Genomic DNA, 13,086 nt, shown 5'->3' with positions numbered 1-13,086 from the left:
AGCTCAATCATACTCCTATAAGTTCTATTGCCTGTCGATTGCTTGGGGACCAGACGCGTTCACAAGCGTGTGTTTTGTTTAGCCAGATAAAGTTCGTGTGTTCATCTTCAGCAAGTACCACGCTGATCCCTGACGGTACTTGGACACTAAAAACATGCTCAGTGTTCATGGTAACACCCGGCTCATAGCGATGGCGCCACTGTGGTCTTATCGTGTATTGATTCGTTTTATTATGCGAGTGGATGGTGATCCCAAGCGCCGCGGCGTCAATGCTGGTTTCTTCTTTTAACTCTCTATAAGCGGTAGCCATTGGAGTTTCACCGGGATCAACTCCCCCAGTTACCGATTGCCAAAAGTGTTTGTCGTCTGCCCTTTGTAATAGCAAAAACTCATTATGCTCGTTGTATATTACGACTAACACCGAAATGGGTTTACGTAGTGCCGACATGGTTTACATCAAATCAGGAACATGTACTTTGAGTTTAACTAGTTGAATCGCACTCGGCAATTGGTCCAAAGCGAATTTTGGACAAAAAAAAGCAGGCCATACTGGCCTGCATAAAAACTCCAATAGCAACAAGCTGTGCCAAGGAAATCCCAATAATGCCAACATCCTAGTCGGCAAGCTCTACTTCTCGGGAGTTCAATTGTGACTTTAGGCACGCCTAGTTACGCAGGTAAAAAGGTGCAGCCCCAAAGGAACGAGACCAATGCTAATGTAATGTTTAGTACTTGTAAACTATAAATTGAAAAAAATAGTTTAAATGGGCTTTTTTTGCTCACTTTGAAATGTAAAAGCTTCTAAAATGATGAAATTGTAATCGTTGTAACTATTTGTTATTTATCTAATTGATAAATTTTGTACCTTTAATGGGCTGGTGGTTGTTGCAATTTTGTATCCTTTCTGTATGTTAACGAGTTGTACAACATGTAACCTAGGAAAGGAAAAATGAAATTAACATCAGCAATTATCGCAACGTCATTATTGGCAACCAGTGTCGCAGTAAACGCGGCTATACCTTATAAAAATGAACAGTACCAATTTACCCAACCAAGTGGTGAGGTGATCACACTTATCCTTAATGGTAATACGTACTTTGCTCAGCAGCGTACAATTGACGGCGAGCTTGTAGTGTATGACGCCTCGCTTAAAGGCATGGCTTACGCTCAGGTTTCGGCCGATGGTGAGCAACTTATATCAACAGGTAAGTTAGTTACTGAACAAGAAAAACTGGGAATAAAAAGTCGCTCAGTTTCAACTGAGCGGCAAGGATTATCATCCGCTGCTATTGCAAAAAAAGTAAAAGCGGCACAACAAGTAATGTTAGGTCAAAACCAAACACCTGTCGACTTGGTACATACGCATCAGTTTGAACGCAATAACAATGAAACGGCGTTGAATGCTGAGATCAGTGGTCAAGTAAAAGGGTTAACCATCATCATTGATTTCCCTGATGAGCGCGGCACTATCACAAAAGCGCAAGTTGAGCGTTTTTTAAATGACCAAAATTACAATGAATTTGGTAACGCGCAGTCAGTAAGAGGGTATTTTTCGTCGGTCTCTGGAGGCAAGCTCGATTATACCAATACGGTAACGGCTTATTACACCGCAAAGAAAAACAAAGCGTATTACGCGGATAGCGCATTAAGCTCAACAGTACGCTCGCAAGAACTCATAAAAGAAGCGCTAAATTGGCTTGAATTTCAACAGGGATTTGATTTTAGTTCGCTGACTACAAATGGTAGCGGGCAGATCCGTGGGTTAAATATTTTTTATGCTGGCAACTCTGATAGTGCATGGTCTAAAGGCTTATGGCCACATATGGCAAGGCTCAGTCCACGTTTTTGTGCTGATGGCGTGTGTACCGATCGCTATCAAATCACTGATATGGGAAATAGCCTTGCAATTGGCACCTTTGTCCATGAATCTGGTCACTTGATCACAAATTGGCCCGATCTTTATGATTATGATGGCAGCTCAGAGGGCTCTGTCGCAAGTTTTGGTGTTATGGGGTTTGGCGCGATTGGCGCTTCCAACCGTTTTAAGCCGACGCCACCTGTTGCACACTTTAGAGCCATAGCTGGTTGGGATACGGTAACTGAACTTAACCCAGCCGTAAATGCCAATGCCCCAACAGGAAGGCTCAGCCATATTTCAGGCGCTAATAGCTCATATAAATGGACCAACCCAAGTAACGCGAATGAAGCCTTTTACATTGAGGCTATTCATCAATCGGGACAAAACTCAGAGCAACTCGATTCAGGTTTGGCTATTTGGCACGTTGATTCCGCGGGCAATAACTCGAATGAATGGTATCCGTATATCCAAATGGAGCATGGTGATGCCAAGCGAGATCCTGAAAATGGCCGAAACCGTGGGGATAATGGCGATTTATTTGATGTGGCCGGAGAGTTTAGTGCCACACTGCCGAATGCGTTGAGTAGCAAAGGGACGAATGCGCTATGGTGGAATGGAAGCGACTCGGGCTTGTCCATCAGCAATATTTCTGATCCCGCTGCAGAGATCCAATTTACCGTAAGCGGTAGTACAACCCCACCACCAGCGGGAGATGTTTACACTGGATACTTAACGGACAAGCAACAAGCCATACAACCTGACGGCAGTTGGTTTCAGTACAGCGGTGGCACAATCGCACTTACGTTAGAGGGACCGGCGAACGCAGACTTCGATTTGAAACTCGAAGCTTGGCAAGGTGGTGCATGGCAACAAGTTGCCATTTCGGAGACGCCGACCTCACAAGAGTCAATTAACTATACGGCAAATTCAGGTTACTACCGCATCTTGGTTTATTCATACAGCGGTGCGGGTGATTACCGTCTGACGGTACAGAAGTAGTTAACCAAAGCGCTGCACTGGTTAGTCAATACAATTGATATAATGCCAAGTCGCGTTGCTTGTGTGGTAAGCGCGCGGCTTGTTTTTACTTTGGTGGATACTCTAGTGCACCAAATTCCACTTTCTTATCTATAATTCATACTTTATTACCAAAATTATGATAATAATGCGGTCATGCATATTGTTTGTTATGGAATAGCTTATGAATTTTTTTCGAAAGCCAAATCAAGAAGTTGAAAATTTGACCGCTGAACTCAAGCGTGCTCGGGCATTACTTTCTGCGATTGATGAAGCGGTCGCAAAGATTGAATTTACACCCGATGGTCAAATAGCAGCAGTCAACCAACATTTTCTTGCTGTCGTGGGTTACACTGAGACTGAAGTGATAGGGCGGCACCATCGTATTTTTTGCCATAAAGACTATGTAAGTTCTTCGGAATATCGCAGTTTTTGGGCAAGCCTTCAACATGGCCAGGCTCAGTATGGTAATTTTGAACGCTTTACCAAAAAAGGTGATGTAGTTTGGCTTGATGCTACCTATTTCCCAGTTGAAGAGAATGGCAAAGTCACCCGTATTGTTAAAATTGCGAATGACATCACAGCAGAAAAACTCACCATCAAAGCACAAGAAGCGATAGCTAAAGCGCTAAACAAATCCATGGCAACCATAGAGTTTACACCCGAGGGCGTTATTTTAGATGCGAATCCAAATTTCACGGCAACAGTGGGTTATAAACTCAGTGAGATTAAAGGTCAGCATCATCGAATGTTCTGTGACGACAGCTTTTATAAAGAGCAGCCAAATTTTTGGCAAGAGCTAGCAAAAGGACAGCATAAAAGTGGTCGCTTTCATCGCTTAGGTAAACATGGCGAAGATATTTGGATTGAAGCAACGTACAACCCTATTTTTGATGAACACGGCAAAGTCATTAAAGTGATAAAGTTTGCGACGAATATCACGGCGCGGGTGCAAAAAGCGCATCGAGTCGCACAAGCTGCCGAAGTTGCGCAGGTGACATCTGAGCAAACCGAGCAAATAGCGGCCCGTGCGAGTTTGCTGCTGCAAGAGTCTGTCAGTACCTCTGGACTTATTTCTAATCAAGTGCGAAGTGCAATGGCCGCAATAGCACAGCTTAATGAACAGTCAAAAGGGATTTCGGCAATTGTGTCCACCATCAGCGCGATTGCGGAGCAAACCAATTTGTTAGCTCTCAATGCAGCGATAGAAGCCGCCAGAGCGGGCGAGCAGGGAAGAGGATTTGCGGTGGTAGCCGATGAAGTAAGAAGTTTAGCAGCACGTACTTCGCAGTCGACCAACGAAATCAATGATGTAGTAAATCAGAATGAAGTGTTAACTAAAGAAGCCACGGCACTGATGAATACGGTGTCCGAAAGTACTGAGCTTGGTCTTGCACAAATCGATGAAGTGAACAAAGTGATGAATGAAATAAAGCAAGGTGCAGAAAACCTCACAAATACGGTTAAAGGATTGTCAGAATAACCTAAAGATCGCCGCGTAAAGCGGCTCCCACCAAGGGTTTAAGTATGTTGTAGGAGCGGATTCACCCCGCGCTCTTTTCCCAAATGATCGCCGCGTAAAGCACCTCCCACCAAGGGCTCGAATATGTTGTGGGAGCGGGTTCACCCCGCGCTCTTTTCCCAAATGATCGCCGCGTAAAGCACCTCCCACCAAGGGCTCGAATATGTTGTGGGAACGGGTTCACCCCGCACTCTTTTCCTCAATGATCGCCGCGTAAAGCACCTCCCATCAAGGGCTCGAATATGTTGTGGGAACGGGTTCACCCCGCACTCTTTTCCCCAATGATCGCCGCGTAAAGCACCTCCCACCAAGGGCTCGAATATGTTGTGGGAGCGGGTTCACCCCGCGATCTTTTCATCAAGATCGGCGCATAGAGCGCCTTCCACAGCGACAGAATGTGAATGGTTTATTTTTCAGCGATTTGCCATACCGCAACTGAGCCGGAAATTTCATTACCGATCACCAATAAAGCTTCGCCAGTTGCACTTTTGTCGGCAGGAATAAATGCCATGCCCTCAGGGGCTAAGTCGCCACTGATTTCGGCATCGTCAACTAATCCGCGGTTGTAAAAATAATCTTCAAACTTAACATCGTAAGGGTTGGTGATATCGTAAACCATGATACTACCCATACGCTCTAAGCCAACGAATGCAAAGGTGCGTTCACCAATTTGACCAAGCGCTAGTGCTTCCGGCTCTGGGCCTTTTGCATCAGATCGCGTATCGCCTTCATTGGTGTCTTCATCATTGTTAAATTGTGCACCATGCACGGAGGCTGTGATCCGCTCGATTTGATCGCCAGAGTCGAACACCACAAGGCCGTTGCTATCCCAAATGGTGAATGAACGTGCACCATAGGTGTACAGCGCTTCATATTGGCCGTCATTATTTTCATCGCCTTTCACCGTTGTGACTTTAAGGCGACCAATGTCGTCATCGTCATTATTGAGATAAGCAAAGTTGCTTGCTAAGGTAAGATCTTCGGCACGGCTCTCATCAATGTACGCTAAACAACCATCGTCTTTATCGTAATCTAGGCCACCTTTCGCGGTACAGTCGGCTTCATCAGCAGCATCAAAAAAGTATTCTCTACCATCACCTTCATTGGCAGAGACAATAAAGTTCGCGCCTTTCCATGTGTAGCTAGAGATAGTGTCTGGCTGATACATGCCATAAAGACCGGGGTACTTTTTAAAATTGATCTTTTTATCTTTATCCGAGGCATCCATGGTGTAATTTGACCAGTCTTTGAATCCCAAACCGACTAAATTAAGGCTATTGTCACTTAGATCTACGATAGCGAGTGCGTTGTTTTCTTGAATTGAAACATAGGCGAAGCGGTTGTCTTTAGAGATGGTGACATATTCCGGTTCTAAATCCATCGCAACTGTCGTATTAATAAGTTTGCCATTGATAGTGCGACCAGTTGGATTGGCGAAGACAATGCCTTGTGCTTCTAGCTCAGCTTGCTTGGTGTTAAATGCGCTAAAGTCTAATTGTGTTGCTGTATTTGCAACTACGCCGTTTGTAATGTTGATAATGCTGATGCTACCTTCAGGATCAACGCTGTAGTCACCTGCGGGTTCCCCTTCATTTGCGACCACGACCTTGTTGCCATCATGAGTAAAGGTAACCATATCAGGTAGTGCACCTGCCGTTACATTTTTAACAAAGGCCGGAGTTGCGCCTGAGATATCATAAAAAGCGATTTGTCCTGCGTCACCCGTAGTCTTGGCAGCCATTGCAACTGCCAATAGTTGGTTGTTTTCGTCAACTGCAATACTGTTTGCGTCGCCGGGTGTATTGTCGTTTAAGTTGATTGTCATGGCTGATGTTAAATTTGTAGCGGTAATAACACCTTCATTATTTTTGACCAGAGCGGCCGTATCAAAGCTGGTTGCTGGAATAACTTCAACCACAGCGGCACTGCCTGAACTATTAATGGCATATATCCATTTTTTGGATGCTTGGTAAGCGACAATTTCAGCGGCGCCTTCAGGGCTTTCTGCATTAAGCACTGCGCGTCCCACAAGACTTATTTCAAGCATGCTATTGGCGTTAGTGCCATCGGTTCCGTCTTGTCCGTTTGCCCCATCTTGGCCGTCGGAGCCATTTGAACCATTTTGTCCATCGTTACCATCTTGTCCGGCAACGCCTTGTTGCCCTTGCGAGCCTGTGGCGCCATCGTCACCATCAAGTGAACAGCCAGTGAGAAGAGAAAGCAAAGAGAGCGCGATAAGTGAGTGCTTAAACATAAAATATCCTGATTATTATTGTTAAAGCAGCTACTTAATCACAAAAATATGACTCTTATATGGCAATGAGGTTTCACAATTATTGTGAGAAATTCATTGATATCACTGAGCTGGAAGTAATGCCATTCAAGCGTTTGTACCATCGGCATCAAAGGATGATCAGGCAAAAGTTGGTATTGCGGTTGGTGCAATTAGGTACAGGCAAAAAATATACAATAATTTTGCAAATTTGATGAACTTTTATTCAATCCTGTTCGTAAGGGTTAGCTATGGGTGACAAAAGTCATTCTTTTTAACCGAGTCTACAGGATGAGTATAATGAAAAAGTTTATAGTAAGTGCCAGCTTCATGCTTCTTATGGCATGCAGCGATAATGACGATAACGATACTGTTACACCTCCGCCACCGCCGCCAGCCCAAGAGTTTTCAGCGACTAAGACCTTTGAATTGATGTTATCAGGAAAGCAAGAAGTGCCGATGAATACGTCAATGCAAACCGCTTCCGCAACAGTTGAGCTTGATGAAAATCTGATGCAACTCAGAGCAACACTCGACTACAGCAACGTCGAAGGTTTTAGTGCTGCACATATTCACGATGGTGATTTGGGGGCGAATGGCGATGTGGCATTCGCCTTTGAAGCATCAGATGACAATAAAGTGAGTATTCCGATCACAGATCTGTCTGAGGATCTAATTGAGGATATGTTGGATGGTGATTGGTATATTAATCTACACACCGAAGCCTTTCCAAACGGCGAGTTACGCGCTCAGATTGTGCCTGACACGGTAAGCGTGATCACGTTTAAATTAGATGGCTCACAACAGGTGCCAATGAATGAAAGTAGTGCCATGGGGTATGGTTATGCGTCATACGACAGCACCGATGGCGAGCTTTACCTTCGCGCGGTGACTATGGGCGTTGATGATGCCACAGCTGCACATATTCACACGGGCCGCATTGGTATGAACGGCGATGTACTTGTGGTGTTAGAGCAGGACGACGAAGTAATGACAGACTGGGTAACGCCAGATGACACGATGATCGACGAAGCGACGTTGAATGTTTTGCTCTCGGGTGGACACTACGTCAATGTTCATACGCCAGAGATGCCAAACGGTGAGATCCGCGGCCAAATCCTGACGGACAATTACACAGTTGCGACATTTGACTTATCCGGCAAACAGGAAGTTCCAGCAGTAGCAACAATGGCGTCAGGGGATGGCTACGCACTGGTTAACACAAACGATTATGAAGTTGAACTTCGTGTAGTGACAATGGGTGTTGAGGATGCAACGGCGGCACATATTCATACCGCCCGGATCGGCATGAATGGTGATGTTTTAGTTGGCCTTGAGCAAAGCACCGATGATATGAATGTATGGATGACGCCAGACAACACCATGATCAATGCCGAGATTTTTGCAGTGCTCGCATCGGGTGGTCACTATGTTAATGTGCATACACCAGCAAATGCGAGTGGTGAGCTACGTGGCCAGATCCTCACTGACAACTACACTTTGGTAGCGTTTCCATTGAGTGGCGAGCAAGAAGTCCCAGTCGTTACAACCACAGCCACAGGTAGTGGATATGCTTTGGTAAATCGAAACGGCTTCGACCTTGAATTACAAGTCCTCACCTCAGGTGTTGCCGATGCAACGGCTGCGCATATACATACTGGTATTGCTGGTGAAAACGGCCCTGTTTTACTAACGTTAATGCAAGATAGTAGTGATGCCAATCGCTGGATGGCTCCGGCCAATGCAGCATTGACAGCGGAAATATTTGCGATTCTGGCTGGCGGTGGTCACTACGTGAATGTGCATACACCAGCAAATCCAAGTGGTGAGTTAAGAGGCCAAATAGTTAATTAACCTGAGGTTTGGATAAGGAATGTTCCAACTCATTGTTTCTAAAGAACAGCTTAGTTTTTTCCTTCTCTAGCCAGAGAGTTTTAGGGAAAACAAGGCGAATTTACGCACCAATAGCTGGCTATTGGAAGTGAATTCAACGCAGTTAGCGCTAAAACTGGCTGCTAGAAAGGCATTAATTATCCGCAGCTCAGGTTAATTAATGGCTTAGATAATTATCTCGCATCTAAGAGTCTGTTAACTGCAGGCTCTTTTTCTTTATATTCAAATTACACAACCATTATCCAGTCAAGGGAGTTATATTTAGTTAAAAATATGTAACTAAAAAATCATGATTTGTTCCCGTAATCGTAATACAAAGCGTCTAGCGTAAGCCTTCTTTAAAATAATAATGGTATTACAATGAATAAGATAAGCGTTTGTTCTGCGATCGTAGCTGCATTATTACTGAGTGCATGTGATGATGATTCTGTGGAGGTTGTGCAGGTTGAAAAGCCGGTGATCACAACGGAGACTGAAATAAAAGTCGTTGAAGTTCCGGTAATTGTGGAAGTGCCAGCAGGTAGCGCAAGTGCCATGCAAGTGGGCACACGGCCTGATTTCTTGATTCAAGATATGGAAGACAGTGCACTCAAAACTAAGCTTGAGCAGTGTGCTAACGGACCTTTTTATAAAACAGACTTTTCAATTGGGCACCGTGGTGCGCCAATGCAGTTTCCTGAACACACCAAAGAATCTTATATTGCGGCAGCTAAAATGGGTGCTGGGATTTTAGAGTGTGACGTTGCTTTTACCAAAGACAAAGAGCTGGTTTGTCGCCATTCACAATGTGATTTACACACTACAACAAATATTTTAGCAACGGATTTAGGCCAAAAATGTACAACACCATTTGTACCAGGCGATCCTGAAAATGGAATTGCAGCCCAAGCTATGTGTTGTACCAGCGACATTACTTTGGCTGAGTTTAAGACATTAAAAGGTAAAATGGATGCCGCGAACTCAATGGCTACAACTGTAGCGGAATATATGGATGGCACGGCAAATTGGCGCACCGATTTATATTCGAGCCGTGGCACTTTAATGACCCATGCCCAGAGTATTGAGTTATTTAAAAGTTTAGGCGTGAAAATGACGCCAGAGCTGAAGACTCCGTCTGTCGCCATGCCTTTTGACGGTTTTACACAAGAAGCCTACGCACAAAAAATGATTGACGAATATAAAGCCGCAAATGTAGATCCAAAAAATGTCTGGGCGCAGTCATTTAATCGCGACGATGTCGTCTATTGGATAAAAGAAAATCCAGAGTTTGGTGCACAGGCAGTGTATTTGGACGACAGATACGAAGCGCAAGCAGTAGACAATGAAACCATGGTATCAGCAGAGCAAATCGTGCATAACCCAGAGCTACTGTCACCAACGATGGAAGAGCTTGCAGCGGATGGTGTTAACATTATCGCACCGCCACTTTGGATGTTATTAACCGAAGAAGGGGGGAAAATCGTTCCCTCACCATATGCCAAAGCTGCAAAAGCAGCAGGGCTTGGGATCATCACTTGGACACTAGAGCGCTCTGGTCACCTAGCTAGCGGCGGTGGTTGGTATTACCAAAGCATCAACGGAAGTCTGTCAGGTGAGGCGATGATAGATAACGATGGTGATACCTTTAAAGTGCTAGATGTATTGGCCAAAGAGGTTGGCGTAATCGGCGTATTCTCTGATTGGCCAGCAACGACCACCTATTATGCAAGCTGCATGGGCATGCCTGCCAGTATTTAGCGGTGTTAGTTGTGGTAGAAGCTGGCTTATTCAGTGATCTTGTTTCTAATAATCGCCGCCTAAAGCGGCTCCCACTAAGAGTTTGAGTATATGGTAGGAGCGGGTTCACCCCGCGATCTTTTTTCTAATGATCGCCGCATAAAGCGGCTCCCACCAAGAGTTTGAGTATATGGTAGGAGCGGGTTTACCCCGCGATCTTTTTTCTAATTATCGCCGCATAAAGCGGCTCCCACCAAGGGTTTGAGTATATGGTAGGAGCGGATTCACTCCGCGATCTTGTCTCTAATAATTGCCGCCTAAAGCGGCTCCCACCACGGGTGTGAGTATATGGTAGGAGCGGGTTTACCCCGCGATCTTTTTTCTAATGATCGCCGCATAAAGCGGCTCCTACCAAGGGTTTGAGTATATGGTAGGAGCGGATTTACTCCGCGATCTTGTTTCTAATGATCGCAGCATAAAGCGGCTCCTACAAAGAGTTTGAGTATATGGTAGGAGCGGGTTTACTCCGCGATCTTTTGATTTGGCTCTCACTGTTATTATGTCAACTCCATTTGTTCCTAATTCTATGCTAGAAGAATCTCACCCTCTGCACTAGTCTTTATTGTGAACGCTTCAATAAAGGCTAGAATCATGAAGTTAAACTCTATCCGTATCCTCATGACCACTATATTCGGTGGCATTATTGTTTTTGTCGTCATCGTTACCTTATTGGTTGTTAACATGTACAACGCCTTGCTTGATTTTGAGCAAATGGCGGACAACCGATATAAAGCTTATCAACTGGCCGACGAATTAAGACAAAGCTCCGACGATTTAACGCGATTGGGCAGAACTTATGCGGTAACTGGGAACGATAAATACGAAAAGATGTATATGGATGTATTAGCGATCCGTAATGGTGAAAAGCCAAGGCCTGAAGGCTACCATAAAATTTATTGGGATTTGGTGCTTAACTATGGTGAGAAACCAAAACCAGACGGTCAGCGAGAAGTATTACTCGATGCCATGAAAGCGGCGGGCTTTAGCCAAAAAGAGCTCAACTACTTAAGTGAGGCACAAGCCAATTCCGATGGCCTTGTTGCATTAGAAGTTGAAGCCATGAACGCCGTAAAAGGTAAGTTTAAAGATAGTGCCGGTAATTACACCATTCAAGGCGAGCCCAATTTGAACAAAGCGGTTAAGCTTACCCACAGTGATGATTATCATCGCTATAAAGCCAACATCATGAAGCCAGTTGAATCGTTTTTTACTGAACTTGAAAGCCGCACCAAACAAAATGTTGTGCAAGCTCACAGTGCTGTAGAGTCTTATGTTTTGTGGGCTATGGTGATGTTAGTGATAACCGTATGCTTCAGTTTATTTGGCGTGTACTTAGTTCGTCGTCGTATCGTGAAACCGATAGAGTTACTTGGTAGGACTTTTGAAGAGATAGGCAGTTCAAACGATCTTAGAAAAACGGTAGACGAAAGCGGTGCAACTGAGATTAAAGCGGTGGCCAATATCGTAAATCGTATGCTCAGTAGCTTTAAAAATACAGTAACGAACATCGGCTCAGCGGGTGGCGCGATGTCGCAATCTTCCAAAGAAGTGGCGCACTTTATTCGCAGTAACAAAGAGATAAGCGAAGAACAAAACGCCCGTCTTGAAACCATTGCTACGGCTGCGGAAGAAATGACCGCGACACTCAATGAGGTCACGTCCAGTACCGTGAGTACCGCAGATTATGCGAATCAGGTTGAACTTGAAGCACAGCGGGGGATGGAAGTGATGTCGCAAACCAGCCAGCAATTTAGTGAGTTGTCAGTGCGCTTTGACGAAACTGCTAATATTATCTCTGAGTTGACTGAGCAAAGTGACCAAGTGTCAAATGTAGTGAGCGTTATCCAGGCTATTGCGGAGCAAACTAACCTGCTTGCATTAAATGCTGCTATCGAAGCGGCAAGGGCGGGAGAGCAAGGCCGCGGTTTTGCTGTTGTTGCAGATGAAGTAAGAACCCTTGCACAAAGAACCCAAAAATCCACAGAAGAAATTCGTGATATCATCAACCAGCTGCAAACCAAAGCGGGGAGTGCGAATACCGCTATTCAGCAAAGTCAGCACCAAGTGCAAGCGACGGAAGAGCAGGTGATGGTATCTTCCGAAGTGCTCGACAGCATCTTTGAAGCTGTAAGCAAAATCAAAGATTTGACTCAGGGGGTTGCTACCGCCTCACAGGAGCAGTTATCGGTAACCGAAGACATTAATACCAATATCAATGGCCTGAGTGATATTTCTAAAGAAGCGATTAAGCGGATGAATGAGTTTATGGCCATTGTTGAGCAGTTAGAGCAAACCAGCCACCGTCTCAACGATAATGCGAGGGAGTTTACTGTTTAGCACGTAGGAAGCACTTTACACGGTGGTCTCTTCTTTACTGATCGCCGCCTACAGCGCCTCCCACTAAGGGGTTAAGTATTTTGTATGAACGGATTCACCCCGCGATCTTGTCTTTACTGATCGCCGCCTAAAGCGCCTCCCACTAAGGGGTTAAGTATTTTGTATGAACGGTTTCACCCCGCGATCTTGTCTCTAATGAACACGCATAAAGCATTTCCCACTAAGGGTTTAAATATGTGGTAGGGGCCTTTTTATGCGGCGATCTCTTCATGAGCAAGACTAAGAAAAATCAATAAACCTACAACGTCCCTTAAATGTGATCCAAATCAAAAATGCAAATGAGATTAATTATCAATATTTTTGACTTTTGTTCAGTTTCCATTTAGAGTACTCGCCAAAATTTACTTTAAT

The 13,086-nt window shown here is 44.8% G+C and carries 7 protein-coding genes; 5 read left to right on the top strand and 2 right to left on the bottom strand.

The features are described 5' to 3' along the window. Positions 1–7 precede the first annotated feature (7 nt). Positions 8–448, bottom strand: a complete 441-nt coding sequence (gene nudB, locus L1271_RS11160; protein ID WP_235367878.1) for a dihydroneopterin triphosphate diphosphatase — start codon at positions 446–448, stop codon at positions 8–10. A 501-nt stretch (positions 449–949) separates the two neighbouring features. On the opposite strand from nudB, the gene L1271_RS11155 reads away from it, so the two are divergent. Further along, positions 950–2,857, top strand: a complete 1,908-nt coding sequence (locus L1271_RS11155; RefSeq protein ID WP_235367877.1) for a M6 family metalloprotease domain-containing protein — start codon at positions 950–952, stop codon at positions 2,855–2,857. A gap of 202 nt (positions 2,858–3,059) precedes the next feature. Then, positions 3,060–4,358, top strand: coding sequence for a methyl-accepting chemotaxis protein (locus L1271_RS11150; RefSeq protein ID WP_102058535.1), 1,299 nt, complete (start codon positions 3,060–3,062; stop codon positions 4,356–4,358). Positions 4,359–4,803: 445 nt separating this feature from the next. Here the strand turns inward: L1271_RS11150 and L1271_RS11145 are convergent, their stop codons facing one another. Then, positions 4,804–6,651: a choice-of-anchor I family protein gene (locus L1271_RS11145; RefSeq protein WP_235367876.1), complete on the bottom strand. Its 1,848-nt coding sequence runs from the start codon at positions 6,649–6,651 to the stop codon at positions 4,804–4,806. Between the two features lie 318 nt (positions 6,652–6,969). On the opposite strand from L1271_RS11145, the gene L1271_RS11140 reads away from it, so the two are divergent. The 3 genes from L1271_RS11140 to L1271_RS11130 all read left to right on the top strand — a co-directional run bounded on the left by L1271_RS11140 (position 6,970) and on the right by L1271_RS11130 (position 12,675). Beyond that, positions 6,970–8,523 (top strand): CHRD domain-containing protein, encoded by a 1,554-nt coding sequence (locus tag L1271_RS11140; protein WP_235367875.1) that lies wholly within the window; start codon positions 6,970–6,972, stop codon positions 8,521–8,523. A 399-nt stretch (positions 8,524–8,922) separates the two neighbouring features. Beyond that, positions 8,923–10,299: a glycerophosphodiester phosphodiesterase family protein gene (locus tag L1271_RS11135; protein ID WP_102058538.1), complete on the top strand. Its 1,377-nt coding sequence runs from the start codon at positions 8,923–8,925 to the stop codon at positions 10,297–10,299. Positions 10,300–10,929: 630 nt separating this feature from the next. Beyond that, the gene (locus L1271_RS11130; protein ID WP_235367874.1) at positions 10,930–12,675 is read left to right on the top strand and encodes a methyl-accepting chemotaxis protein; all 1,746 of its coding nucleotides are present in this window, start codon (positions 10,930–10,932) and stop codon (positions 12,673–12,675) included. The last annotated feature ends 411 nt before the right edge of the window (positions 12,676–13,086 follow it).

It is taken from the genome of Pseudoalteromonas sp. OF5H-5 (assembly GCF_021530695.1).
Classification (GTDB): domain Bacteria; phylum Pseudomonadota; class Gammaproteobacteria; order Enterobacterales; family Alteromonadaceae; genus Pseudoalteromonas.
This window is presented reverse-complemented; position numbering and strand designations above follow the sequence as displayed.

Excerpts from the sequence above, each read along its gene's own strand:
- nudB (WP_235367878.1), bottom strand. The coding sequence starts at position 448 with ATGTCGGCACTACGTAAACCCATTTCGGTGTTAGTCGTAATATACAAC.
- L1271_RS11130 (WP_235367874.1), top strand. The coding sequence starts at position 10,930 with ATGAAGTTAAACTCTATCCGTATCCTCATGACCACTATATTCGGTGGC.
- L1271_RS11135 (WP_102058538.1), top strand. The coding sequence starts at position 8,923 with ATGAATAAGATAAGCGTTTGTTCTGCGATCGTAGCTGCATTATTACTG.
- L1271_RS11140 (WP_235367875.1), top strand. The coding sequence starts at position 6,970 with ATGAAAAAGTTTATAGTAAGTGCCAGCTTCATGCTTCTTATGGCATGC.
- L1271_RS11145 (WP_235367876.1), bottom strand. The coding sequence starts at position 6,651 with ATGTTTAAGCACTCACTTATCGCGCTCTCTTTGCTTTCTCTTCTCACT.
- L1271_RS11155 (WP_235367877.1), top strand. The coding sequence starts at position 950 with ATGAAATTAACATCAGCAATTATCGCAACGTCATTATTGGCAACCAGT.
- L1271_RS11150 (WP_102058535.1), top strand. The coding sequence starts at position 3,060 with ATGAATTTTTTTCGAAAGCCAAATCAAGAAGTTGAAAATTTGACCGCT.